Source organism: Streptomyces himastatinicus ATCC 53653 (genome assembly GCF_000158915.1).
Lineage (GTDB): Bacteria > Actinomycetota > Actinomycetes > Streptomycetales > Streptomycetaceae > Streptomyces > Streptomyces himastatinicus.
In genome coordinates, this window is record NZ_GG657754.1 from 3294209 (window position 1) to 3319444 (window position 25236).

Genomic DNA, 25236 nt, shown 5'->3' on the forward strand with positions numbered 1-25236 from the left:
CCTCGCCGTCCTGTTCGACGACGCCCTCGGCGAGCGGCCTGCGCTCGGCCGGGGCCTGCGCGGAGCCGGAGCCGCCGCGTCCGCGACCGCCGAGCAGTCCGCGCAGCCGCGGCCGGCTCGCCGAGCGGGCGCGCAGCACCCGGTCGACCTCGCGCCAGGTGACATCGCTCGCGTACGAGATGGTCCGGGCCGACTCGTAGACCTGGCGCAGCAGGGCGTCGGCGTCCAGCAGGTCGAGCGCGCCCGCGATCTGGTCCTGTTCCTGGAGGGAGAGCCGGTCGGTGGCCCGGCCGGTGGCCAGGTGGAGCGCGTCGCGGGTGTCCAGCAGCCGGCGCCGGGCCTCGGCCAGGCCCTCGCGGGGGGCGTCGGCGAGCCAGGAGGCGGCGATGGCGCGCAGCGCGGTGGCGTCGCGCAGTCCGCCGCGGGCCTCCTTCAGGTCGGGTTCGAGCAGGAACTGGAGCTCGCCGTGGCGCTCGCCGCGCTCCTGGCACAGCTCGCGCAGCTCGGGCAGGCGCTTCGGGGCCTGGGCGCGCCAGTCGGCGAGGACGGTGGTGCGCAGGCCCGCGGTGAGGTCGGCATCGCCCGCGAGATGGCGGGCGTCCAGCAGGCCGAGCTGGACCTTCAGGTCTTCGGCGGCGGTCTTGCGGGCCTCGTCGGGGGTGCGTACGGAGTGGTCGAGGGCCAGCCCCATGTCCCAGACGGGGTACCAGACGTGGTCGGCGAGCTTGGCGAGGGCGGAGGAGTCGGCGGAGCCGTCGTGCAGCAGGACGACGTCGAGGTCGCTGCGCGGGGACAGCTCGCCGCGGCCATAGCCGCCGACCGCCACCAGCGCCACGCCGCCGCCGATCCCGGAGGTCTCGGCGCCGCCGCCGAGCAGGGCGGCCAGCCACTGGTCGGTGAGTCCGGCCAGCGCGCTACGGCGCGGCGGCCCGGACCGCGACTCCTCCTGGAGGAGTCGCAGCCGGGCCGCCGCGTAGCCGCCGGGGCCCGAGTCGGTGGTCTCTGTCGTTGCCTCGACGTGTTCCGTCAACTCGGCTGCTCCCTGTCAGCTGGGGGTACGGGCTCTGGATGCCGTCACAAGGCGTCCGGGCCCCGTTCGCCGGTCCGGACCCGGACCGCGGTGTCGACGGGGACGCTCCACACCTTGCCGTCCCCGATCTTTCCGGTGCGGGCGGCCTTGACGACGACGTCGACGAGGTCGTCGGCGTCCTCGTCCTCGGCCAGCACCTCGATGCGGACCTTGGGCACCAGGTCGACGGTGTACTCCGCGCCCCGGTAGACCTCGGTGTGGCCGCGCTGGCGCCCGTAGCCGCTGGCCTCGGTGACGGTCAGGCCCTGCACGCCGAACGCCTGGAGGGCTTCCTTGATCTCGTCGAGCCGGTGCGGCTTCACAACTGCCGTGATGAGCTTCACGCGTCCACCTTCTTCGGGTCCTTCTTGGCGTCCTTCTTCTTCGCCTCGCCGCCCGGGTGGGCCGACTGGAGGCTGCCGAGGGAGGTGCCGCCGCCCGCGCCCGCGAAGTCGTACGCCGTCTCGGCGTGCTCGACCTGGTCGATCCCGGCGACCTCGTCGTCCTCGTCCACCCGGAAGCCCATCACCAGGTCGACGACCTTGGCCAGGATCGCGGAGACGATCAGGGAGTAGGCGAGGACCGCGAAGGCACCGGCGGCCTGCTTGCCGAGCTGTTCGAGGCCGCCGCCGTAGAAGAGGCCCTTGGCGTCGCTCTGCACCTTGCCGGTGGCGAAGAGGCCGATGAGCAGCGAGCCGATGAGGCCGCCGACCATGTGGACGCCGACGACGTCGAGCGAGTCGTCGTAGCCGAACCTGTACTTCAGGCCGACCGCCATGGCGCACAGGACACCGGAGATGATGCCGATCGCGATCGCGCCGAGCGGGCTGACCGCACCACAGGCGGGGGTGATCGCGACGAGTCCGGAGACGGCACCGGAGGCGGCGCCCAGGGTGGTGAAGGAGCCGTGCCGGATCTTCTCGTACGCGAGCCAGCCGAGCATCGCGGCGGCGGTGGCGACCTGGGTGTTGGTGAAAGCGGCCGCGGTGACGCCGTCGGCGCCGAGCCAGGAGCCGCCGTTGAAGCCGAACCAGCCGAACCACAGCAGACCGGCGCCGAGCATGACCAGCGGCAGGCTGTGCGGCCGCATCGGGTCCTTCTTGAAGCCGACCCGCTTGCCGATGACGAGGATCACGCCGAGCGCTGCGGCGCCGGCATTGATGTGGACGGCGGTACCACCGGCGAAGTCGATCACGCCGAGCTTGAACGCCCAGCCGTCGGCGGCCCACACCCAGTGCGCGACCGGGAAGTAGACGACCGTCGCCCACAGGGCGATGAACAGCGCCCAGGCGGTGAACTTGACGCGGTCCGCGAGGGCACCGCTGATCAGCGCCGGGGTGATGATCGCGAACATCATCTGAAACAGGGCGAAGACATAGATGGGGATGGTGTAGCCGGGCCACAGCTCGGTCAGCCCGATGTTGTGCATGCCCATCCAGTCGAAGCCGCCGAACAGGTCATTGCCCTTGTCGAAGGCGACGCTGAAGCCGTAAAGGACCCACAGAACGGTGACGATGCCGATGCTGATGAAGCTCATCATCAGCATGTTCAGCACGCTTTTGACGCGGACCATGCCGCCGTAGAAGAAGGCAAGGCCGGGCGTCATGATCAGGACCAGCGCGGCGCACAGCAACATGAACCCGGTGTTGGCCGCGCTGAGTGCGTCATCGGGCGTGATCTTGTCCGCGGCAAGCATCGTGATGCCCACTGGCATCGGCGTCTCCTCGCTGTCGAAACGGCCCGGGCTGGCAATAAACAAAAGGGCCGGTATTCGCCACGAGATTGGCGCAGTGCCGTTTCAGTCGATGCCGCTCGATGTTTCGCGGCAGTGACGAAGGGCGCGGGCGTGTTACGTGCGGATGAATTGCCGGTACGGGGTCCTTCCCTCCGTTACCGTGCCGCAACCCGCTCCGGGCCGCCTCAGACGGCCCGCGGGGCGCCCCCCTCGTCCGGGGAGTCGGGCAGCATGGCGACGAGCTTGTCGCTGAGCTCGGCGACCTCGGGCACGTCCCCGAAGTGCCGCACCGCGGTGTCCACGGTCTTGCGGAGGCGGTTGTTCACCCGCTCCGAGCGGATCCGCTGGGCGAGCGGCAGCGCCTTCCCGGCGACCTCCGCGCACTGCTCGGGCTCCTTCTGGAGGAGGTGGACGGTGGCCATGCCGATCAGGTTGAGCGCATACGAACGCTGGTGCCCGCCCTCACCCCCGGCGGTCTCCTCGCCGAAGAGGCGCACGGCGTTGCGCATCACCGGGTCGGCGAGCTGGGCGTAGGTGGGGCTGCGGCCCGCGACATAGGCGAGGTCTCGGTAGGAGTGGGCGTTCTCCCGTTCAGCTCGGCCTCGGAGAAGAAGCCGATCCAGTTCGGTTCGCCGTCGCCCGCGGCGCAGTCGGCGAAGGTGTCCTCGGCCATCTTGACGGCGCGGTGGCACTTACCGGGCTGGCCCATATTGGCGTACGCCCGGCCCTCCATCGCATACAGCATGGCCTGGGTGCGCGGGGTGGCGCTCTCCCGGCTGCCGTACTGCGCGAGGTGGATCAGCTCCAGCGCGTCGTCGGGCCGCCCGACGTGGATCATCTGGCGGCTCATGCTGGAGAGGATGTACGAGCCGAGGGGCCGGTCGCCGGACTCCTTGGCTGCGTGCAGCGCGAGGACGAAGTACTTCTGGGCGGTGGGCTGGAGCCCGATGTCGTAGCTCATCCACCCGGCCAGCTCGGCCAGCTCCCCCGCGACCTTGAACAGCCGCTTGGACACGGCCTCGGTGTGCGACTCCTGGAGCAGGTCGGTGACCTCGTGGAGCTGGCCGACCACCGCCTTGCGGCGCAGCCCGCCACCGCACTGGGCGTCCCAGGCGCGGAACATCGTGATGGTGGACTCCAGCAGCTCCAGCTCCGGCTCGGAGAGCCGGGAGATGCGCCGTGAGCGGCCGCTGTCCGCCGCGCGCACGCCGCCGGGCGCCCCGCTGGGCGAGGGCACCAGCCAGCGCTGCATGGGCTCGATGAGGGCGGGGCCCGCGGAGAGGGCGAGCGAGGTGCCGAGGAAGCCGCGCCGGGCGAGCATGAGATCGCTGCGCGAGAACTCGCCGATCAGCGCGACGGTCTCGGGTCCGGCCCAGGGAAGATCCACTCCAGATACGGACGGTGACCGGTGGGCGGGGCGCAGTCCCAGGTCCTCGATGCCGACCACACAGCCGAAGCGCTCGGAGAACAGCTCGGAGAGGATCTGCGGGATCGGCTCGCGCGGCTGCTCCCCGTCCAGCCAGCGGCGCACCCGCGAGGTGTCCGTACTGATGTGATGGGCGCCTAACTGGCGCGCCCTGCGGTTGACTTGGCGGGCCAGCTCCCCCTTCGACCAGCCGCTGCGCACAAACCACGATCCCAGCTGTGCGTTGGGTCGCTTGTCAGCACCGCCGCCGCTGTCGCCCACCGGAATGCCCCCATCCCACGATTCTTCCCGGACCGCCACCAGAATGCCTTCTGTCACGGTCAGTTGTCCCCGCGATACGGCGCATCAACCGTCTGCCGCGGGAACCGGCCCTTGCCAGTGGCAAGTACCGGGCCGCGATCGGGCGAGTGCTCGCAACCGGGGATCGTGCACCGAAAGTAATCCTACGATCACGCTCCTTGCGAGGTGGATCGGGAAAACGCCACCATTCGCCACCCCTTCGAATGAACCCCATCGCCGATTCACACGATTCACTTGACACGGAGCGACCGGAAGAACGCGAAGAGGTGCGCAGCGGGGCGCATGCGCCGTTCCGCGCCACCCGTTACACCGCGACACACCACCTGCCGCACCACATCGGCGACGGAGCGTCATCGGCGCGCTCCGGCTCGTAACCATCGAGAGCGCGACCCGTTGGAGGGGGCATGGGCTTCACGATCGGCGGCATCCGGGAGATGCGGTCCGGCTCACGGCGCCGCGGCCGCACGTCCGAGTCCACCACGGTGGCGGAGTACACCGGGCTGTGGGGCTGGGACGTGGTGCCGGGCGCCCGGGCCACGCGCGGCACGAGCGGTAGCAGAAACGAATGCTCCTGCGGCGCAGCCGACTGCCCCGCCCCCGGCGCGCATCCGCTCGGCTTCTCCCCCGGCGTGCCAGCGGGCGCCACGCTCGTGGCCGCCGCGGCGGCGTGGGAGGAGGTCCCGGGCGCGGCCGTGCTGCTGCCCGTGGGCCGGTCGTTCGACGTCCTGGAGGTGGCCGAGTACGCGGGGCGGCACGCCCTGGTGCGGCTGGAGCGGATGGGCCTGCCGCTCGGCCCGGTGGCCGTCACCCCGCACGGGCGCGCCCAGTTCTTCGTCGCGCCGGGGGCCTGCGCCGAACTCCCCGAACTGCTCTACCGCATGGGCTGGGACGACGCGGACCTCGATCTGCGCTGCCTCGGCAAGGGCGACCACATCACCGCGCCGCCCTCCGACCTCGGGGGCTTGGGGCCGGTGCGCTGGCTGCGCCCGCCGACCCTCGACACCGCGGGCCAGCCGCCGCACGCCCGGCTGGTGCTGGGCACCCTCGCCTACGCGAGCCACCGGGCCGGGGCCTGACGCTCCGCGACGGGTTCACCGAAACGCCGGACGGGCTTGAATCGTCCATCGATTCAAGCCCGTCCGGCGATGAATCCAAAGACTGACCGGATCAGTCGCCGATCAGCGCGTCGACGAACGCCTCCGGCTCGAACGGCGCCAGATCGTCCGCGCCCTCGCCCAGCCCGATCAGCTTGACCGGTACGCCCAGTTCGCGCTGGACCGCGACCACGATGCCGCCCTTGGCGGTGCCGTCCAGCTTGGTGAGCACGATGCCGGTGATGTCCACCACCTCGCGGAAGACCCGCGCCTGCACCAGGCCGTTCTGCCCGGTGGTGGCGTCGAGCACGAGCAGCACCTCGTCCACCGTGCCGTGCTTCTCCACGACCCGCTTGACCTTGCCCAGCTCGTCCATCAGACCGGTCTTGGTGTGCAGCCGCCCGGCGGTGTCGATGAGCACGACGTCCGCGGACTCGGCGATGCCCTCCTTCACCGCGTCGAAGCCGACCGACGCCGGGTCGCCGCCCTCGGGGCCGCGGACTGTACGGGCGCCGACCCGCTCGCCCCAGGTCTGGAGCTGATCGGCGGCGGCCGCCCGGAAGGTGTCCGCCGCGCCCAGCACGACCGACTTGCCGTCGGCCACCAGGACCCGGGCGAGCTTGCCGGTGGTGGTGGTCTTGCCGGTGCCGTTGACCCCGACGACCATGACGACGCCCGGCTTCTCCTCGCCGTTCGTCCCCACCCCGCCCTCGGTGTGCACGGTGCGGTCGGCCTCGGTGCCGACGAGGTGCAGCAGCTCCTCGCGCAGCAGCCCCCGCAGCTCGTCGGGGGTGCGGGTGCCGAGCACCTTGACCCGCTCGCGCAGCCGCTCGACCAGCTCCTGGGTCGGCGCGACGCCGACGTCGGCGGTCAGCAGCGTATCCTCGATCTCCTCCCAGGTGTCGTCGTCGAGGTGCTCACGGGACAGCAGCGTCAGCAGCCCCTTGCCCAGAGTGGTCTGGGACCGGGACAGCCGGGCGCGCAGCCGGACCAGCCGGCCGGCGGTCGGCTCGGGGACCTCGACCGGCGGGGCCTCCGGCGCGGCGGCCTCCGCGGGCGCGGCCGGTGCCTCGGTGCCGGGCAGGTCCACCTCTTCGATGGTTCTGCGCGGCTCCTCGCGCGGGGTTTCGGCCTCCTCGCCGACATGCGGTTCGGCGGGCGGCGCGGTGACGGACGGGCTGCTCGGCGGTGTCGGGGGCAGCTGCTTCTTCTTGCGGCTGCTGATCACAAGCCCGCTGATCGCGCCGAGCGCGACCACAGCGATGACTACAGCAAGGATGACGAATTCCATAACCCACCCAGTATCAGACACATGGCGGAGGGAGTCATTCGCCTCGTCATTCGCCTCCGAGCCCGGCCTCGCGGGCCCGGACGATCGCCTGGGCCCGGTCGTGCACCTGGAGCTTGGCGAAGATCGAGCCGACGTGGTTGCGCACGGTCTTGTCGGTGACCACCAGCCGCTGGGCGATCTGCCGGTAACCGAGCCCGCCCGCGAGCAGGTCCAGCACCTCCCGTTCGCGCGCGGTGAGGGTCGGGAACGCCTCCTTGGCCGACGCCGCGCCGGAGGCGCCCAGCAGCACCCCGAGCCGCTCCGCCATGCGCGGACTGAAGACGGCGCCGCCGCGCGCCACGGTGTGCAGGGCGCGCAGGATCTCGTCCCGGCCCGCGCCCTTGAGGAGATAGCCGCGGGCCCCGGCGCGCACGGCGGCCAGCAGGCTGTCGTCGTCCTCGGACATCGTCATGACCATCACCCGCGCCCCGGGGCGGGCGCACAGGATCCGCCGGGTGGCCTCCAGACCGGACCGGCCGGGCAGCCCGAGGTCCATGACCACCAGATCGGGTGCGGCGCGCCCGGCCTCGGCGACCGCCTCGTCCGCGCAGGCCGCCTGGCCGACGACGGTGAAGGCGTCGTCCAGGTTGAGGGCGGCGGCCAGACCTTCGCGGAAGAGGGGATGGTCGTCGACGAGCAGCACGCGCCACTGCGCGGCGCCCGCCGGCGCCGTCACGGGGAGGGCGTCCTCTCCCTGGGCGCGTCCCTGGATCTGTCCCTGGATCGGTCCTTGGATCTGTCCCTGGGCTTGGCTTCGGTGATGAGTGTCGTACAGGACCGGCATCCGGTGTGCTCCAGGTGTTCTTCGGGGTCCTCGTTCTCCCCGGGTCCGGTGAGCGGCAGCACCGCGTGCACCACGGTGCCGGTCGCGGAGCCGGTGACCGAGCAGGAGCCGCCGATCTCCTCGGCCCGCTCCCGGACCGAGGCCAGCCCGATGCCGCGCACCGCGGTCTCCGGCAGTCCGCTGCCGTCGTCGGTGATCGTTATGTCGAGGGTGCCGAGGGTGTCGGGGTCGGTGGCCAGTTCGACCCGGACCTGGCGGGCCCGGGCGTGTCGTACGGCGTTGGTGAGCGACTCGGCCGCGATCCGGTACGCCGCGGTCTCCACGCCCGGCGACAGCGGGGGGAGGACGGCGGGGCGGCTGGCCACGCTCACCCGCAGCCCGTCCACGCCCAGCCGCCGCGCCAGGTCCCGCACCGCACCGGCGAGACCGCGCTCGGCGAGGGCGGCCGGGGCGAGCCCGGCGGTGATGCGGCGCACCTCGACAGGGCCCTCAGCGAGCGTTCGGCTGCCTCGGAGAGCTGGGGCGCAGGCCGGGTGGCCGGGCGGACAGGAGGTCTGGGCGATGTCCAGGCGCAGCCGCACGGCGGCGAGTTGGGGCCCGAGGCCGTCGTGGATCTCCCGGCGCAGCCTGCGCCGTTCCTGTTCGCGGGCGAGCACCAGCCGCTCGCGGGCGGCCTGCGCCTCCTCGGCCAGCCGCAGCGCGGCGAGCGCGGGGGCGGCCTGGTCGGCGAGGAGGGACAGCAGCCCGCTGTCGCGCTCGGCGGGGGTGCCGGAGCCGTCGCGGGAGACTTCGAGGCGGCCGACGGTGCGGCCGTGGTGGCGCAGCGGGTAGGTCTGGACGCGGCCGGTGAGCGGTGCCCCGGCGTCGGCCAGCCGCCGGGGCCCGGCGCGGGTGTCGACGCTGACGGCGGCGCCGGACACGCCGAGGTCCTCCACGGCGCTGCGGCAGATCTGCTGGGGCACCTCGCCCGGGTGCGGGGCCTGCTGGAGGCGTACGGCCAGGGCGCTGACGGCTTCGTGCGGCCGGGCCCTGGGCCCGTAGAAGGCGCGCTCGACGCGGAGGGTGAGCCAGCGGGCGGACGGCCGCAGGGCCCAGCCCAGCAGCAGGGCGCCGCCGACGGCGGTGACGGTGGTCCCGTTGCGTACGGAGGGGAGCCCGGCCTGCACGGCGACGGCGGCGCAGACGACGACGGCCGCGAGCGAGGTGAGGACGAAGGCGCGGGCGAGCCGGTGGCTGGTGGAGCGGTCGAGCCGCCAGATCCCGGTGCGGGCGACGCCCAGGCAGATGGCGGCCGCCCAGACCGCGCTGCCGAGGGTGCGGGCCGCGATGGTGGGCATGCCCTCGCCCCACTCCGACAGCAGGAGGGAGACGCAGGCCGGGTAGGCCCCGGCCAGCAGGGCCCAGTCGCGCCGCTCGGCGCCGCCGGAGACGGCGGCGCGGCAGCACAGGGAGGCCGTGACGGCGAGCGCCACGGTGCGCAGCACCCAGGGCTCCGCCTCGCCGTAGGTGGCGAGGTGGTCGAAGGCCCATTGGCCGCCGGTGGTGTGGAAGGCGGGGTTGGTGACGGCGCCGACGCGCGGCTCGCTGATCAGCCACAGCGCGGCGTAGCCGAGCCAGTAGGCGGAGGCGGCGGCGCTCATGGCCCACCAGTGCCAGCGCCGTTTGGCGCCGCGGGGGAAGAGCCACAGCGGCAGCAGCAGGACGGTCAGGGGGCGGCAGACCATGCCGGCCACCGACAGCAGCAGGGACACGGCAGCGCCCGCCGGTCCGAGCCCGGCGGGCCCCAGCAGGTCGGCGACGGCGGAGGGCAGCAGCCACAGGGCGCCCGCCACCAGCAGCACTCCGCCGTAGCGCCGGGCGGACCGCTCGGCGAGCAGCAGGACGCCGACGCCGAGCACCGGGACGCCCACGGCCACCGAGGTGAGGGCCGCGGTGCCGCGCAGGCGGGTGGAGGACAGGGCGAGCCACTCGTCGTCGACCCGCAGCAGACCGGCGAGCCAGCCGGCCAGCACCACGACGAACAGCGCCGACACCCCGCCCGCGGCCTGCACGGCACGGTCTTTCGGAAGGGCGTGCCGCATATCAGCCGGCGGTCGGCCCGGCGAGCCGGGCGCCGCCCCGGACCCACAGCGTGACGTAGTTGGCGCTGCGGCCGGGGCGGCACTTGTACTCGTCCCACTTGCTCTTCTCCACCCCGGCCTCCCCTGCCTTCCGGCAGGCGCCTTGGGTGTCGAAGTGTCCTTCCTCGCGCCAGCCGCCTCCGGAGGCGGTGGCGGGCGAGGCTCCGGCGGTCCACATGACGGTTCCCGCGAGCAGGCCGAGCGCCGTGGTGGCGCGGATTCGGGAAAGTCGCATCTTCAACCTCCTGGTACTCGCCCGTGCCTTACCCCGCCTCACGGCTCTGAAGTGCGCGGACGCCATGCCCCACCCGAACCGGTGACCCGCCCGCACCCGCGTTCCGGTGGGGCATTCACCCTTTCCGGTTCACCACACCTGAAAGAGGATCGCGACGGCGATCGACTCGGCCTCGTCGTAGGGGATTCCGAACCGCATCAGGGTGAGCATGACGGGCTGCGCGGCCCAGATGTCCAGCGTGTCCAGGTAGTTGGCGAGCCGGTGGGCGTAGCGGCGCACCATGGCGGTCTCGCGCGGGGTGAGCCGCCCGAGCACCTTGGCGAGGAGGTCGCCGCCGTGGCGCAGCGCGGTGACCATCAGCCGCTGACGGATGCGCTGCGCCTCGGCGGGGGTGAGCCGGCCCGTGAAGAGCGCGTCCTTCGCGGCCTCCAGTTCCCGGGTGTCGCCCGCGCTGAGCCGGACCCGGCCGACCAGGTCGTCGATGTCGGATGTGGTGATGAGCGTTTCCCCCGTGCTGATCATCATGCGCCCCTCCTCGGGTGATGGTGCGTTTCCCGGGCCCTTGCCGGACGGATCGCCTCCGGGCCCAGGATGACGATCCCCCGCCCCGCGTCCCAGGCGCATGAGTCATCCGTCCCGGCTCCGCCCGGTACCGCACGGTGGCGATTTGACGCACCGTCAGCTACGGTCCGGTGGCCCGCTCACGCCCGCCCGCGACGAAGGGGGACCCTCCGCCATGGCCGTCACGGTCGTACGCCTCAACCTCGTCGATCCCGCCGCCACTCCGAGTTCGCTGGCCGAGCGGTACCGCGCCGCCGTCGAGATGGCCGCCTACGCCGACGAACGGGGCATCTCCACCGTCCAGACCGAGGAGCACCACAGTGCCGCGAACAACTGGCTGCCCGCGCCGCTGGTCTTCGCGGGCACGGTGCTCGGCGCCACCCGCCGGATCACGGTGACCGTCTCCGCGCTGATCACGCCGCTGTACGACCCGCTGCGGCTGGCCGAGGACATCGCGGTGCTCGACCTGGCCAGTGGCGGGCGGCTGGTCACGGTGGCCGGGATCGGCTACCGGCCGGAGGAGTACGCGGCGCTCGGCAAGGACTGGCAGGGGCGCGGCGCGCTCCAGGACGAGGCGCTGGAGACGCTGCTCGCGGCGTGGACGGGCGAGCCGTTCGCGTACCGGGGCCGTACGGTGCGGGTCACCCCGCGCCCGTACACCCAGCCGCATCCGCTGCTGCTGGTCGGCGGCAGCTCGAAGGCCGCGGCCCGCCGCGCGGCCCGGCTGGGCCTGCCGTTCTTCCCCAGCGCTCATCTGCCGGAGCTGGAGGGCTACTACCACGCGCGGCGGCTGGAGTACGGCACCGAGGGCTGGTGCCTGATGCCCCCCGCGGTCACCCCGCTGCTGCACATCGCCGAGGACCCGGACCGGGCCTGGGCGCTGTACGGGACGCATCTGCTGCACGAGGCGCGCACCTACGCGTCCTGGCAGTCGGGCGCGATGCGCTCGGCGGTCCGCTCGCACGCAGCGGACGCCGGGGCGCTGCGCCGCGAGGGCGTCTACCGGATCGTCACGCCCGAGGAGTGCGTGGCGTACGCGCACCAGGGCGGCGAGCAGGCGAGCCTGGTGCTGCATCCGCTGTGCGGCGGGATGCCGGTCGAGGAGGGCTGGAGCAGTCTGCGGCTGTTCGCGGAACGAGTGCTGCCCCGCCTCAAGGAATGAGGCGGGGCAGTTCTCTTGGAGTGAGGAGTGGGCGGCGGGGGGTTTAGCCCATCTCCTCCAACGCCTTGCCCTTGGTCTCCGGCACCCACTTGAGGATGAACGGGATCGAGAGCAGGGCGAAGGCCGTGTACAGGATGTAGGTCCCGGACAGGTTCCAGTCCGACAGGCTCGGGAAGCTGGCGGTGATGGCCCAGTTGGCGATCCACTGGGCGGAGGCGGCGACGCCCAGACCGGCGGCGCGGATCTTGTTCGGGAACATCTCGCCGAGCAACACCCAGACCACCACGCCCCAGGAGAGCGCGAAGAAGAGCACGAAGGCGTGGGCCGCGACCAGCGCCACGACGCCCTCGGTGTGCGGCAGCTTGCCGTCCACCAGGTTCGCGGAGAACGCCCAGGCCACCAGCGCGAGCGAGACCGCCATGCCGATGGAGCCGATGAGCGCGAGCGGCTTACGGCCGATCTTGTCGACGAAGACCATCGCGATCACGGTGCCGAGGATGTTGATGATCGACGTGGTGAAGGAGTAGAAGAACGAGCTGCTCGGGTCGACGCCGACGGACTGCCACAGCGTCGAGGAGTAGTAGAAGGCCACGTTGATGCCGACCAGCTGCTGGAAGACCGAGAGCCCGACACCGATCCAGACGACCGGCAGCAGCCCGAACCGGCCGCCGAGCAGGTCCTTGAAGGTGGACTTGTGCTCGCTGCGCATCGCCTGCTCGATCTCGTCCGCCCGGACGTCCAGGTCGACGGTCTTGCCCTCGACCTCCCTCAGGACCTCCTTGGCGCGGTCGATCCGGCCGACCGAGATCAGGAAGCGGGGCGACTCGGGGATGGCGAAGGACAGCAGCCCGTACACGACGGCCGGGATGACCATGACCCCGAGCATCCACTGCCAGGCCTCGAGACCGGCGATCTTGCCGCGCTGGTCACCGTCGGCGAGGTTGAGGATGGCGTAGTTGACGAGCTGGGAGACGGCGATGCCGATGACGATCGCGGCCTGCTGGAAGGACGCGAGCCGGCCGCGGTACGCGGGCGGGGCGACCTCGGCGATGTAGGCCGGGCCGATCACGGACGCCATGCCGATGCCGATGCCGCCGAGCACCCGCCACATGGCCAGGTCCCACAGGGCGAAGGGCAGGGCCGAGCCGACCGCGGAGACGGTGAACAGCACGGCGGCGATCTGCATGACGCGGATCCGGCCGATCCGGTCGGCCATCCGGCCCGCGGTGGCCGCGCCGATCGCCGAACCGATCAGCGCGATGGCGACGACCTGGGCGAGGGCCGCGGACCCGATGTCGTACCGGCCGCGAATGGCTTCGACCGCTCCGTTGATCACCGAGCTGTCGTAGCCGAAGAGAAAGCCGCCCATCGCGGCGGCCGCGGTGATGAAGATGACATGGCCGAGATGGTCCGGCTTGGCCTTACGGCCTTCGGACCCCTGTGCCTGCACGGTGGTGGTCAACGTGAACTCCTGTGGCCCGCCCGGCAACGCTGCCGGACGTGGTGGGGCAGACCCTTCCGGTGGAGGCGGAGCCGCATGAGGTCGGCCACCACTTAAAGGTAAAAGCGACGTTGCAGAGACTATTCCTTCAAGTTTCGAAGTCAATAGGTGGTGGCCAAGAAGTTACGTGCCACTACATCGCACGCTTTCCACCATTGACTTCAAGTATTGAAGCGGTCACCGCAGGCGCTGGCTAATGACCTTCGACACCCCGTCGCCCTGCATCGACACGCCGTACAGCGCGTCCGCGACCTCCATCGTCCGCTTCTGGTGAGTGATCACGATCAGCTGGGACGACTCCTGGAGCTCCTCCATGATCCGGATCAGCCGCTGGAGGTTGGTGTCGTCGAGCGCCGCCTCGACCTCGTCCATCACATAGAACGGACTCGGCCGCGCCTTGAAGATCGACACCAGCAGCGCCACGGCCGTCAGCGAGCGCTCCCCGCCGGACAGCAGGGACAGCCGCTTGACCTTCTTGCCCGGCGGCCGCGCCTCCACGTCCACTCCCGTGGTCAGCATGTTGTCCGGGTCGGTGAGCACCAGCCGCCCCTCGCCGCCCGGGAAGAGCCGCGAGAAGACCCCCTCGAACTCGCGCGCGGTGTCCCGGTACGCCTCCGTGAACACCTGCTCGACCCGCTCGTCGACCTCCTTGACCACTTGGAGGAGGTCCGCGCGCGTCTTCTTCAGGTCCTCCAGCTGCTCGCTCAGGAACTGATGCCGCTCCTCCAGCGCCGCGAACTCCTCCAGCGCCAGCGGATTGACCTTGCCCAGCTGCTGGTACGCCCGCTCGGCGGCCTTCAGCCGCTTCTCCTGCTGCGCCCGGACATAGGGCACCGGGCGGTTGCGCGGATGCTCCGGATCCTCCGGGAGCTCCTCGCCCTCGGCGGGCGGCGACGGCGGTACGAGCTGGTCGGGGCCGTACTCGGCGATCAGCCCGGCCGGTTCCACGCCCAGCTCCTCCAGCGCCTTCGACTCCAGCTGCTCGATCCGCATCCGCTTCTCGGCACCCAGCACCTCGCCCCGGTGCACCGAATCGGTCAGCTTGTCCAGCTCGCCCTTGAGGTCACGGCCCCGGTTGCGCGCGGTCTCCAGCTCCCGTTCGCGCTCGGCCTTGGCGCGCTCGGCCGCGTCCCGCTCCTCGGCCGCCCGTACGAGCGACACCTCCACATGCGCGAGCAGCTGCCGGGACCCGGCCGCCACCGCCGACGCCACCTGCGCCTCGTGGCGCATTCGGGCGCGGCGCTGTTCGGCGCGCGCCCGCGCCTCGCGCTCGGCGCGCGCGCCCCGGTCGAGCGCGTCGGCCCGCCCCGCGAGCCCCTTCACACGCTCCTCATGCGTACGGGCCTGGAGCCGCGCCTCCATCTCGGTCTGCCGCGCGTTGGCGCCGTCCGCGGCGAGCCGGTCCCGTACGGAGGTGTCCGGCTCCTCCTCGCCCGGCTGCTCCTCGGCCACCGCCAGCCGCTCGGCCAGCTCCTCGGCCTCCTCGGTCGCCTTCTCCAGCGCCTCCTCGGCCCGAGCGGCGGCCGCGGCCGACCGCTCCGCCTCCCCCGCCGCGCCCCTGGCCTGCCCGGACAGCCGCCCGAGGGACTGCGCGACCTGCGACTTCTCCCGGTCGGCCGCGCTGCGCCGGGCCGCCAGCTCCTCCACCAGCGCCGCGCACTCGGTACGCCGCTCCTTCGCCGCGCGCTGCGCCCCGGCCAGCTCCTCGCACCGTACGGCCAGCTCCTCCAGCTCCGCCGCCGCCTCGTCGACCGACGCCTGCACCTCCAGCAGGGTGGGCGCCCCGGCGGACCCGCCCTGTGCGAAGTGCGCCCCGAGCAGATCGCCGTCGGCGGTGACCGCGATCAACCCGGGGTGGTCCCGGACGAGTTCCTCGGCCTCCTCCAGCGTCCCGACCGCCACGATGCCGTCGAGCAGCCGCCGCACGGCCCCCACCAGCCCGGCGGGCCCGTCCACCAACTCCCCCACGGGCGGCGGCCCATCAACGGCCCTGGCTGTGGTCTTCCGCGACGCGGACGAGGGGGCCGGGTCCGCGCCGGGCGCCTGAGCGTCCCCCGGCGTTCCCCCCGCGGCCGTGGAGGAGGCGGCGGCCCGACCCGACCGCTCACCGGTATCGCCGTCCTCCGCCGGGACGGCCTCGGCGGGCGGGGGGCCGTCCGTGTCGGGGGGCGTCCGGGTGCCCGGGACCGCGGGGGCGCCCAGGAGCAGGGCGGCGCGGCCCGCATCTTCGGTGCGGAGGAGGCGGATCGCCTCGGCGGCGGCCGTGGGGTCGGTGACGGCGATGGCGTCGGCGGCGGCGCCCAGGGCCGCGGCGACCGGCACCTCGAAGCCGGGGCTGACGGTCAGCATTTCTTTTTGCCGGGCCGAGCAGTCCGGTGAGCCGGTCGGACGCGGCCATCAGCGCGCCGGTGCCGTCCTTGCGGTTTAGGCCGAGCTTTCAGGGCATCGTGCCGGGCGGTGTTCGCGGCGCGGTCCCGTTCGGCGGCGGTGGCGGCCTCGCGGGCCGCGCTCAGCGCCGTCTCCGCCTCCGACAGCTCCCGTTTGGCGGTCTCATGGCGCTCCGCCAGTTCCGCGTCGTCCGCATCCAGTCCGTCGACCTCGGCCTTGAGCTGTTCGTACTCCTCCTGCGCGGCGGTGGCGCGGGCCTGGGCCTCGTCGCGGGCGGCGGCCAGGCGTTCGATCTCGGCGCGGGCCGAAGCGGCGCGGCCGCGGGCGGCGTTGACCTGGCCCTGGAGCCGGGCGAGTCCCTCGCGGCGGTCGGCGATGGCGCGGGCCACGTCCTTCAGGCGGCGCTCCTCCTGCGCCAGGCTCCGTTCGAGTTCGGCGCGGTGCGCGACGGTGTCGTCCAGGGCACGGCTGGCCGCCTCCAGGGCGGCTTCCAGCTCGGCTTCCTGTTCCCGGACGCGGGCCGCCTCGCGTTCCATGTCCTCGGGGTCACGGCCGCGCCGCTCCTCGGCGGGGGCGGTGGTCGCGCTCTTGACCCGGGCGTCGGCCAGGCTGACCGTGCCGCGCACCCGCTCGGCGAGCTGGGACAGCTCGTACCAGGTCTCCTGGGCGTCGCGCAGCCGCGGTGCGAGCTGCCGTACGTGTTCCTCGAGGGCGGTCTCGCGCCGCTGGGCGGTGCGCAGCTCGGCCTCGGTGGCCTCCTTGCGCTTCTTCAGCTCGGCCTCGTCGGCGACCTCGGCGCGCAGCGCCTCGCGCAGGGTGACCAGGTCGTCGGCGAGCAGCCGCAGCCGGGCGTCGCGCAGATCGGCCTGGATGACGGCGGCCCGGCGGGCGACCGCGGCCTGTCGGCCGAGGGGTTTGAGCTGCCGCCGCAGCTCGTCGGTGAGGTCCTGGACCCTGGCGAGGTTGGCCTGCATCGCGTCCAGCTTCCGCAGCGCCTTCTCCTTGCGCCTGCGGTGCTTCAGGACGCCCGCGGCCTCCTCGATGAAGGCCCGGCGGCCGGTCGGATCGGCGTGCAGGACGCCGTCGAGCTGGCCCTGCCCGACGATGACGTGCATCTCGCGGCCGATGCCGGAGTCGGACAGCAGCTCCTGGATGTCCAGCAGACGGCAGGTGTCGCCGTTGAGCTGGTACTCGCTGCCGCCGTTGCGGAACATGATCCGCGTGATGGTGACTTCGGCGTAGTCGATGGGCAGCGCACCATCGGCGTTGTCGATGGTGAGGGAGACCTCGGCGCGGCCGAGCGGGGGGCGGCCGGTGGTCCCGGCGAAGATGACGTCCTCCATCTTGCCGCCGCGCAGCGACTTGGCGCCCTGCTCCCCCATGACCCAGGAGAGTGCGTCCACGACATTGGACTTGCCCGACCCGTTGGGGCCGACGACGCAGGTGATACCCGGCTCGAAGCGGAGCGTCGTGGCGGAGGCGAAGGACTTGAAACCTCGGAGGGTCAGGCTCTTCAGGTGCACGCCGTTGGACTCTACCTTCCGGGCCTCGTCCGGCAGTGTCCCGAACGCGTGGCGCCGCGGACCCGCCCCGGCTTTTTCCCGCTTTCCTCAATGATCGGTTTCACCGGTGAGGGGGTGGGGCACATCAGTCGGTAAGAGAAAGCCAAAGGTACGCGGGGGGAACGACGAAGGGACGCCGAGGCGTCCCTTGAAGATTCTCAAGCGGCTGACGGTGCAGCCCGACCGGCCCGAGGGCTGGGTCAGGCGAGCGCAGGCTCCGCCTGGGATACGTCGATGCTGTCGAGCAGCGAGTCGCCGTGACGAGCGGCGGCGGACAGCGCATCGTTTTCGGCCTGAATCCGGACAAGCTCGGATTCAAGATCCTGAACGCGCTGCTGAAGCCGTCGCATCTCGGAGAGGACTCGGGGGTCGGAGCCGCCGACGTAGCCGAGAAGCGCCTTTGCCATGATGGATGGTCCTCCACAATGAGTGACCGACCGAAGCGGTGTGGGTCGTGAGGGATTCGCACCCGCGATGTTCGCCGATATTGCCGTGCTGAGGTGGCGGACAAGTTAAGGTGCGCGGGGACTTCCAGAGTCTCACCAATTGGTTTGAGGGTCAACACGATCACATGCCGCCGACACCGCGAGGGCCGAGAGCACAAAGGGGCACGAGCTGCGCCGCCCGCTCTCCAGAGGACCCGTAGCGGTTGGGGATCTTCCTACGCTCCGCAGCCTTCCACGGAGCGGCTCCGTTCGCAACCATCAGCCGATTTCTGCTCACAGCGCGCACGGAAGGCGTGGTCAGAGCGGTGCCGGATGAGGGCCGAACGGGGGTCCCGCGGGCGCTGGCTCAGCGGATCTCGAAGCTGTCGTAAGCGCCCCGCGGTGTGTCCCAGATCTCCGTGACACCGTCGACCCGCCCGGGCGTGTCGCCCTCCCTCAACCAGTCGAGCAGCTGTTCGCACTCCGCACGCGGGCCCTCCGCGACGACCTGTACGCGGCCGTCGGAGAGGTTGGAGGCGAACCCGGCGAGGCCGCCGATGCGCAGCGCGTTGGCCCGGGTGAACCAGCGGAAGCCGACGCCCTGGACACGGCCGCGGACCCACGCGGTGAGGCGCACGTTGTCGTTCATGTGTGCACGCTAACCGGCGAATTGGCGCCTCGGCACATCTACCTCCTGCCGCATGGCGTACAGTCCCGGCTCAACAAGACTCACTCACACGAGTGACACATGAGTTGCCCACACAAGCCACACATTTGACTCCCTCATACACAAGGAAGGCAGGAGATGGGCCGCCATCGACGATCTGCCCCCGGATCCGCGACGCCGCCCGTGGTGGGCGCCGGCCGCCACCGGGGACCGCGCCGTAGCCCTCTCGCACCGGTGAGGACCGGGCTGTTGAGTGTGTCCGCCGCGGTCGCGGTGGGCGCTGTGGCCATGGCCTCCGGCTTAGTCCCGGGCCCCGCGGGCCTCGGCGGCAGTGAGCCCGCCGGACAGCAAGTGCAGGCCGGCGGGTCGCCCTCCACCGGCCCGGACACCCAGGACCCTGGCGCCGGCATCCCGCCGGCCGGCGCGGGGACGTCGACGAGCCCCGCCGAGACCACCCCTCAGGCACCGTCCACGACCCCCTCCAAGACCCCCTCGAAGCCCGCCGGAACGCCGTCCAAGACCCCGGACGAGCGCCCGAGCTCCCCGTCCGGCAGCAAGCCCGGCGGCTCCTCGGGCGGCGGCGGCTCGGACTCGACCCCTCCGTCCCGTACGCCCACGACCGACCCGGTGCCCAGCCTTCCGCCGGAGAAGCCCGACCGGGCGGCGGCGGCCGAGAAGGCGGTCATCGCCCTGGTGAACCAGGAGCGGGCCGATGTCGGCTGCCAGCCGGTGACCGAGGAGCCGAAACTCGCCCAGCTGGCGCAGGACTTCGCCGACGACATGGCGATACGCGACTTCTTCGACCACCTCGACCCGGACGGGCAGGACCCCTGGGAGCGCGCCAAGCTCGCGGGCATCCTGGACCTGGGCGGGGAGAACATCGGCCGCGGGCAGACCACCGCGCAGGACGTCATGGACTCCTGGATGGACAGCCCCGACCACCGCGCCAACATCCTCAACTGCCAGTACAAGACACTCGGCGTCGGCGCGCACTTCGGCGACGACGGCCCCTGGTGGGCCCAGGACTTCGGCTACTAGAACGCCCATCCGGAGAGCGCTCCCCGAACGAGCGCTCTCCAGATGACAGCGCGACCCAGGAGGGAGCGCTGCGCGTATGGTGTGTGCATGGAATGTGAACGCACCGCCGAGGCCCGTCCGGCGGAGGACGCCGCCGGGGACCTGGCCTTCGACGTGTTCGCGCGCGCCTGTCCGTCCCGCGCCACGCTGGAGCACGTCACCGGCAAATGGGGCAGCCTCACCCTGACCGCCCTCGCCGAGAGCGGCTGCCGCTTCAACGAGCTGCGGCGGCGGGTCGACGGGGTCAGCGAGAAAATGCTGTCCCAGACGCTGCACGCGCTGGAGCGGGACGGTCTGGTGCACCGCGAGGCCCAGCCGGTCAATCCGCCGCGCGTGGACTACCGCCTCACCCCGCTGGGGCATGCGGTCGCCGAGCGGCTGCTGGCGCTGATCGGGCTGGTCGAGGAGCGGATGCCGGAGGTGCTGACGGCCCGGGAGGCTTACGACGGGCGGCGCGGCACCAGCGCCGAGGCCCCGGCCGGGCGCGGCGGGCGCTGACAGCGCGGGCAGAAGTAGCTGGAGCGGTTCATCCAGGGGCGGCGGCGCATGGCGGTGCCGCAGCGGCGGCACGGCTCGTCCTCCCGGCCGTACGCGTCGAGGGAGCGCTCGAAGTACCCCGACTCGCCGTTCACATTGACGTAGAGGCTGTCGAAGCTGGTGCCGCCCACCGCCAGTGCCGCGCTCATGACATCCCGCACATGGCCGAGGAGTTCGGCGGAGCGCGGCCGGGTGAGGGTGGCGGTCGGCCGGTCGTAGTGCAGCCGGGCGCGCCACAGCGCCTCGTCGGCGTAGATGTTGCCGACGCCGCTGATCAGCGACTGGTCGAGCAGCGCGCGCTTGACGGTGGTACGGCGGCGGCGCAGCGCGAGGTGGAAGGCCGCCTCGTCGAAGGCGGGGTCCAGCGGATCGCGGGCGATGTGCGCGATAGCGTCCGGCAGCCCCTCCAGATCGCCGGGGACGGAACCGTGCAGCGACAGCCCGCCGAAGGTGCGCTGGTCGACGAAGCGCAGCTCGGTGCCCACGTCGTCGGCGAAGCGGACCCGGATGCGCAGATGCTTCTCGTCCGGGGCGTGGCCGGGCTGGACGAGCAGCTGGCCGCTCATGCCCAGGTGGGCCAGCACCGCTTCGGCGGTGTCCTCGAACGGCAGCCACAGATACTTGCCGCGGCGGCGGACCGCCCCGGTGCGGCGGCCCGTCAAGCGGGCCGCGAAGTCCTCAGCGCCGCCCAGGTGGCGGCGTACCGCGCGGGGGTGCAGCACCTGGACCTCGGCGACCGTACGGCCGCTGATCCAGCGCTCCAGACCGCGCCGGACCACCTCGACCTCGGGCAGCTCGGGCAACGTGACTCCTGAAGGAGGGATCACCGGCACTCCGGCCCCGGTCGGTGACCGGGGCCGGGGCGGTGCCTAACGGGTGGTGGTGGCCGAGTCCGCGGCCGGGGCACTGGCGGCCTCGGCGCCTTCGGCGGCGGCCTCGGCCTCCGCCTCCGCCTCCGCTTCTGCCGTGGCCTCAGCCTTGGCCTCGGCTTCCGCCGCTGCTTCGGCCTCCGCCTCGGCCTTCGTCCGGGCCTCGTCGGCGGCCGCGCGGATCGCGCGCCAGGCGGCCTCGGCCGCCTGCTGCTCGGCTTCCTTCTTGCTGCGGCCGGTGCCGGTGCCGTACGCGACACCACCGACGCGGGCGGCAGCCGTGAAGGTCTTCTCGTGGTCGGGCCCGGTCTCGGAGACCAGGTACTCCGGAACCCCGAGACCCTCGGTGGCGGTCAGCTCCTGGAGGCTGGTCTTCCAGTCCAGGCCGGCGCCGAGGTTCGAGGACTTCTCGATCAGTGGGTCGAAGAGCCGGTGCACCAGTTCGGCAGCGGCGTCGAGCCCCCGGTCGAGATAGACAGCGCCGATCACCGCTTCCAGGGTGTCGGCGAGGATGGATGCCTTGTCCCTGCCCCCGGTGCCCTCCTCGCCCCGGCCGAGCCGGATGAAGGCGCCGAGGTCCAGACCCCGGCCCACCTCGGCGAGCGCGCGCGAGTTGACCACCGCGGCCCGCAGCTTGGCCAGCTGGCCCTCGGGCAGATCCGGGTGGATGCGGTACAGCGTGTCGGTGACCACCAGGCCGAGCACGGAATCCCCGAGGAATTCCAGCCGCTCGTTGGTGGGCAGACCGCCGTTCTCGTACGCGAAGGAGCGATGGGTCAGCGCACGCACCAGAAGGGCGGACTCGAGCTGATACCCGAGCCGCCCTTCCAGGATCGTGTGGGACGAGGCCTTGTCCGCCTGGACCGTATCGCCGCCGCGCTGATGACCTCCGCGAGGTTCACCCGCGCGCTTGCGGGACGGCGTGCTGGCGTCCGACATAGAGCCTGTCACCCGCCGATCAGACCTCGAGGACCTGGCGGCGGTTGTAGGTGCCGCAGCTCGGGCACGCGATGTGCTGCTGCTTCGGCTCGTGGCAGCGCTCGCACGCCACCAGGGTGGGGACCGCAGCCTTCCACTGCGACCGGCGGTGGCGCGTGTTGCTGCGCGACATCTTCCGCTTCGGAACAGCCACGGCTACTTCTCCTGTGGGTCATCCCCGCGCTGGCGGGGGGCGTTGTCCTTCTCGCCGTCCTGAATGGACTCGGCGAGTCCCTGCAATGCCGCCCAACGGATGTCGACGGCTTCGTGGTGGTGGTCCGGGTCGTCCGCGAGCCGCGCACCACAATCGGCACACAGCCCGGGGCAGTCCTCCCGGCACACCGGCTGCAACGGCAGTGAGAGCACCACCGCGTCGCGCAGCACGGGCTCGAGGTCGAACAGGTCGGCCTCGAGGAAGAGCGTGTCCTCCTCCTCGGCGTCGTCGCCGGTGTCCGCTTCGCGGCTCCGGTCGTCGGCGTCGGGGTAGGAGTACATCTCCTGGAAGTCCGCTTCGAGCTCTCGCTCCAGCGGCTCCAGACACCTTACGCACTCCCCCGTGAGCGGTGCACGGGCGGTGCCTGTGACAAGCACCCCTTCCATGACCGACTCCAGGCGGAGTTCAAGCTCCACGGTCGCGCCTTCCCGCACCCCGATGACCTCGATACCGAGATCCTTGGGGGCCGCCACGGAGCGGGAGACCCGCTTCAGCGCACCAGGACGCCGCCCCAGCTCACGTGTGTCGAACACGAGCGGGGCGCGATGGTCGAGGCGGGCGTTCAGGGCTTCCTGCTTTCTACGCTGCGGCGGGCCACCCGGCACGGACTTGAAGCGGGCAGCCGAGATCGCGGACGTACGCGCGACCGAAGAGCCAGGATACTGGACGGGCCGCCCCAGGCCCAATCGGGTCCAGAGCGCCTCTAGCGCCCCTGTCTAGCGCCCCTGCTCGTACTGACGCAGCTGGTCGAGATCGATCATGCTCGTATCGAACAGGCTGGTCTCGTCGAGCGCCGCCCCCGGCTGCTGCGGGGGGTACGGGGGCTGCTGCGGCTGCTGGGGGTAGCCGTTCGGGTCGTAACCCTGGGGCTGCTGCTGCCAGCCGTACGCGTCCTGCTGCGGATAGCCCGGCTGCTGGGCGTACGGGTCCGGCTGCTGGACGTAACCCTGCTGCTGGTAGCCGTACGCGTCCTGCTGCGGGTAGCCCGCCTGCTGGGCGTAGTACCCGGCGTCGGCCACCGCGGGGTCCATCGCGGCGGGGTTCATCACCCCGGGGTCCATCGCTGCCGGGTCCATCGCCGCCGGATCCATCGCGGCGGGCTGCACGGCGGCGGGCTGGACGACGGCGGGCTGGACGACGGGCGGGGGCGGCACGGCCGCGGGCTGCGCGGCGATGCCCTGGGCCTGGGCCAGCTCCGCGTAGTAGTCGTCGTCGCTGGTCCGCAGGGCCTGGGCGGTCGCGTCCTGGGCGTCCATATGGGCACCCAGCTCATCGGCCGGGCGGGAGCCGAGCAGCTTCTGCCGGCCCCGGCCGACCGCCTCCAGGGTCTTGGAGAGGACCGCGGAGACGGCCCCCAGCTTGGTGTCCACGTACTCGTCGGCGCGCTGCCGCAGGGTGTGCGGATCGGCGCTGCGCTCCGGCTCGTCGTCCATGCCGTCGCCGCCGGGCGCACGGCCGAGCAGCTTGTCGCGGCCGCGGTCCACCGAACCGATGGTCTTGGTGAGCACGACCTCGAAGTTGGCGAGCTTGCTGTCGACGTAGTCGTCGGCCTCGGCGCGGATCTCCTCGGCCTCCCGGCGGGCCTCCCCGAGGATCCGGTCGGCCTCCTCCTGGGACGTCCGCACCAGCTCGGTCTCCGAGATCAGCCCGGCGCGCTCGGCGTGCGCGGACTCGATGATCCGCGTGGCCTCCTGGCGGGCGTCGTCCACCATCCGGTCCCGCCCGCCGATCAGCTCCTCGGCGTGGGCGAGGGAGTCGGGGAGGGCGGCGCGCACCTCTTCGAGCATGGCGAGCAGCTCGGCGCGGTTGACCACGCACGAGGCCGACATGGGCATTCCCCGGGCGCTGTCGACGGCGCTCACGATCTCGTCGAGCTTCTTCTGCACGTCCACCTTGGGTGCTCGCAGTCTGAGTCGGGAGGGATGAGACGGGACCGACTGTACGGCCAGCGGGCGCCTGCCCGACACCCGCTGACGCGCCGTCAGCCCTCAGTCCGCGGTCACTTCCGGCGGAGCCGTTCGTCCAGCGCCTCCAGGACGAGCGGCGGCACCAGGTGGGAGATGTCGCCGCCCCAGGCCGCGACCTCCTTGACCAGGCTGGAGGAGAGGAAGCTGTAGGTGGGGTTGGTGGGCGCGAAGAGGGTCTCCACCCCCGACAGCCCGTTGTTCATCTGGGCCATCTGGAGCTCGTAGTCGAAGTCGCTGACGGCCCGCAGCCCCTTGACGATGGCGGGGATGTCGCGCTGCTTGCAGAAGTCCACGAGCAGCCCGTGGAAGCACTCGACCTCCACGTTTCCGTACTCGGCGGTGGTCTGGCGGAGCAGATCCATCCGCTCCTCCACCGTGAACAGCCCCTGCTTGGACTTGTTGATCATCACGGCGACGTGGACGACGTCATACAGCTTGGACGCTCGGGCGATGATGTCCAGGTGCCCATTGGTGACGGGGTCGAAGGACCCCGGACAGACTGCGCGGCGCAACGGAAGTTCCTCGCTCTCGGGTCCGGTCATGACGCGTTGTCGCACGTCGAGGCGGCGCGACCGTACCAAAGCGTGCCCTCGCCGTAGCGACGGGACCGCAGTCCCTCGAAACCGGCCGGCCACCCGAACTCCCCGCCTCTGGTGCTGCGCTCCACGGTGGCCAGCGCATCGGGTGCGAGCCAGCCTTTGCCACGGAGTGTGAGCAGGATCTCTCGGAGATCGTCGTCGCTGACCACATAGGGCGGATCCAGGAAAACGACGTCGTACGGGCCGGTGGCCGGAGGCTGTCCGCCGATGGTCGCCTCGGCCTTGCCGGTGCGCAGCTCGGCGCCGGGCAACCCCAGCGCCCGTACGTTCTCCCGGATGGTGCGGGCGGCGCGCGGGTCCGACTCGACCAGCAGCACATGGGCCGCGCCCCGGGACAGCGCCTCCAGGCCGACCGCGCCGGAGCCGCCGTACAGATCGAGGACCCGGGCCCCGCTCAGCGAGCCGAGCAGCGACTCCCAGGTGGAGAACAGGCCCTCGCGCGCCCGGTCCGAGGTGGGTCGGGTGCCGTTTCCCGGCGGCACGGCCAGGCGGCGTCCGCCGGCCGCTCCGGCGATCACGCGGGTCATGGGTGTGGCAGTCCTTCGCGGTGGTCGTCGCGGTGCTCGGGGCAGCGACGGGCGGTACGCCGGGCCGCTGCCCCTCCACGATATGGCGTCCGGCGCCGCGCGGGAGCCC

22 protein-coding genes and 2 pseudogenes are annotated in these 25236 nt (G+C 72.1%); 4 read left to right on the forward strand and 20 right to left on the reverse strand.

Annotated features, from left to right (window positions below; all coding sequences use genetic code 11):
* The 4 genes and pseudogenes from SSOG_RS13310 to nsdA all read right to left on the reverse strand — a co-directional run.
* The coding region (locus SSOG_RS13310) for a [protein-PII] uridylyltransferase family protein (RefSeq protein ID WP_039937451.1) at positions 1-1030 on the reverse strand (1030 nt) is incomplete at its 3' end.
* Between the two features lie 44 nt (positions 1031-1074).
* Positions 1075-1413 (reverse strand): P-II family nitrogen regulator, encoded by a 339-nt coding sequence (locus SSOG_RS13315; RefSeq protein WP_009714745.1) that lies wholly within the window; start codon positions 1411-1413, stop codon positions 1075-1077.
* Entirely contained in the window at positions 1410-2783 is a 1374-nt protein-coding gene (locus tag SSOG_RS13320) for an ammonium transporter (protein ID WP_039937452.1), read from the reverse strand. Before SSOG_RS13320 ends, SSOG_RS13315 begins: the two co-directional genes overlap by 4 nt.
* A gap of 206 nt (positions 2784-2989) precedes the next feature.
* Positions 2990-4491: pseudogene (gene nsdA / locus SSOG_RS13325) on the reverse strand (transcriptional repressor NsdA).
* Positions 4492-4934: 443 nt separating this feature from the next.
* Between nsdA and SSOG_RS13330 the strand changes: the two are divergent.
* Positions 4935-5606 carry a bifunctional DNA primase/polymerase gene (locus SSOG_RS13330; RefSeq protein ID WP_039937453.1) on the forward strand — a complete coding sequence of 224 codons (672 nt, stop codon included), beginning with the start codon at positions 4935-4937 and terminating at the stop codon, positions 5604-5606.
* 91 nt (positions 5607-5697) lie between these two features.
* Here SSOG_RS13330 and ftsY read toward each other — a convergent pair whose 3' ends face one another.
* The 5 genes from ftsY to SSOG_RS13355 form a co-directional block, all read right to left on the reverse strand.
* On the reverse strand, positions 5698-6915 hold the full coding sequence (ftsY, locus tag SSOG_RS13335) for a signal recognition particle-docking protein FtsY (protein WP_009714749.1): 1218 nt from the start codon (positions 6913-6915) through the stop codon (positions 5698-5700).
* A gap of 46 nt (positions 6916-6961) precedes the next feature.
* The gene (locus SSOG_RS13340; protein ID WP_039937455.1) at positions 6962-7630 is read right to left on the reverse strand and encodes a response regulator; all 669 of its coding nucleotides are present in this window, start codon (positions 7628-7630) and stop codon (positions 6962-6964) included.
* Positions 7627-9789 carry a sensor histidine kinase gene (locus tag SSOG_RS13345; RefSeq protein ID WP_106516624.1) on the reverse strand — a complete coding sequence of 721 codons (2163 nt, stop codon included), beginning with the start codon at positions 9787-9789 and terminating at the stop codon, positions 7627-7629. The genes SSOG_RS13340 and SSOG_RS13345 overlap by 4 nt, the downstream gene beginning before the upstream one ends.
* 31 nt (positions 9790-9820) lie before the next feature.
* Positions 9821-10093, reverse strand: coding sequence for a hypothetical protein (locus tag SSOG_RS13350; RefSeq protein WP_050799850.1), 273 nt, complete (start codon positions 10091-10093; stop codon positions 9821-9823).
* 129 nt (positions 10094-10222) lie between these two features.
* The gene (locus SSOG_RS13355) at positions 10223-10618 is read right to left on the reverse strand and encodes a hypothetical protein (protein WP_039937456.1); all 396 of its coding nucleotides are present in this window, start codon (positions 10616-10618) and stop codon (positions 10223-10225) included.
* A gap of 211 nt (positions 10619-10829) precedes the next feature.
* Between SSOG_RS13355 and SSOG_RS13360 the strand changes: the two genes are divergently transcribed.
* A complete protein-coding gene (locus SSOG_RS13360; RefSeq protein ID WP_009714754.1) occupies positions 10830-11816 on the forward strand; it encodes an LLM class flavin-dependent oxidoreductase in 987 nt (328 codons plus the stop codon).
* A gap of 43 nt (positions 11817-11859) precedes the next feature.
* Here SSOG_RS13360 and SSOG_RS13365 read toward each other — a convergent pair whose 3' ends face one another.
* From SSOG_RS13365 to SSOG_RS13380, 4 genes and pseudogenes are all read right to left on the reverse strand, one after another.
* Complete coding sequence (locus SSOG_RS13365; RefSeq protein WP_009714755.1) at positions 11860-13278, reverse strand: sugar porter family MFS transporter; 1419 nt, start codon at positions 13276-13278, stop codon at positions 11860-11862.
* Positions 13279-13494: 216 nt separating this feature from the next.
* Positions 13495-17228 (reverse strand): annotated as a pseudogene (locus SSOG_RS13370) (AAA family ATPase).
* Between the two features lie 239 nt (positions 17229-17467).
* The gene (locus SSOG_RS13375) at positions 17468-17674 is read right to left on the reverse strand and encodes a hypothetical protein (RefSeq protein WP_009714758.1); all 207 of its coding nucleotides are present in this window, start codon (positions 17672-17674) and stop codon (positions 17468-17470) included.
* Positions 17675-18059: 385 nt separating this feature from the next.
* Complete coding sequence (locus tag SSOG_RS13380; RefSeq protein WP_009714759.1) at positions 18060-18341, reverse strand: acylphosphatase; 282 nt, start codon at positions 18339-18341, stop codon at positions 18060-18062.
* 156 nt (positions 18342-18497) lie between these two features.
* On the opposite strand from SSOG_RS13380, the gene SSOG_RS13385 reads away from it, so the two are divergent.
* Complete coding sequence (locus SSOG_RS13385; RefSeq protein ID WP_009714760.1) at positions 18498-19397, forward strand: CAP domain-containing protein; 900 nt, start codon at positions 18498-18500, stop codon at positions 19395-19397.
* An 87-nt stretch (positions 19398-19484) separates the two neighbouring features.
* Complete coding sequence (locus SSOG_RS13390) at positions 19485-19934, forward strand: winged helix-turn-helix transcriptional regulator (protein ID WP_009714761.1); 450 nt, start codon at positions 19485-19487, stop codon at positions 19932-19934.
* Here SSOG_RS13390 and mutM read toward each other — a convergent pair.
* The 7 genes from mutM to rsmD all read right to left on the reverse strand — a co-directional run bounded on the left by mutM (position 19877) and on the right by rsmD (position 25127).
* The gene (gene mutM, locus SSOG_RS13395) at positions 19877-20776 is read right to left on the reverse strand and encodes a bifunctional DNA-formamidopyrimidine glycosylase/DNA-(apurinic or apyrimidinic site) lyase (protein ID WP_039937462.1); all 900 of its coding nucleotides are present in this window, start codon (positions 20774-20776) and stop codon (positions 19877-19879) included. The genes SSOG_RS13390 and mutM overlap by 58 nt on opposite strands.
* A 66-nt stretch (positions 20777-20842) precedes the next feature.
* Positions 20843-21781, reverse strand: coding sequence for a ribonuclease III (gene rnc / locus SSOG_RS13400; protein ID WP_009714763.1), 939 nt, complete (start codon positions 21779-21781; stop codon positions 20843-20845).
* A 19-nt stretch (positions 21782-21800) separates the two neighbouring features.
* Positions 21801-21974: a 50S ribosomal protein L32 gene (gene rpmF / locus SSOG_RS13405; protein WP_009714764.1), complete on the reverse strand. Its 174-nt coding sequence runs from the start codon at positions 21972-21974 to the stop codon at positions 21801-21803.
* A gap of 2 nt (positions 21975-21976) precedes the next feature.
* Entirely contained in the window at positions 21977-22567 is a 591-nt protein-coding gene (locus SSOG_RS13410; protein WP_039937465.1) for a YceD family protein, read from the reverse strand.
* A 183-nt stretch (positions 22568-22750) separates the two neighbouring features.
* Positions 22751-23926 (reverse strand): F0F1 ATP synthase subunit B, encoded by a 1176-nt coding sequence (locus tag SSOG_RS13415; RefSeq protein WP_039937466.1) that lies wholly within the window; start codon positions 23924-23926, stop codon positions 22751-22753.
* A gap of 107 nt (positions 23927-24033) precedes the next feature.
* Positions 24034-24543 carry a pantetheine-phosphate adenylyltransferase gene (gene coaD, locus SSOG_RS13420; protein ID WP_009714767.1) on the reverse strand — a complete coding sequence of 170 codons (510 nt, stop codon included), beginning with the start codon at positions 24541-24543 and terminating at the stop codon, positions 24034-24036.
* Positions 24540-25127 carry a 16S rRNA (guanine(966)-N(2))-methyltransferase RsmD gene (gene rsmD / locus SSOG_RS13425; RefSeq protein WP_009714768.1) on the reverse strand — a complete coding sequence of 196 codons (588 nt, stop codon included), beginning with the start codon at positions 25125-25127 and terminating at the stop codon, positions 24540-24542. The genes coaD and rsmD overlap by 4 nt, the downstream gene beginning before the upstream one ends.
* Positions 25128-25236 lie beyond the last annotated feature (109 nt).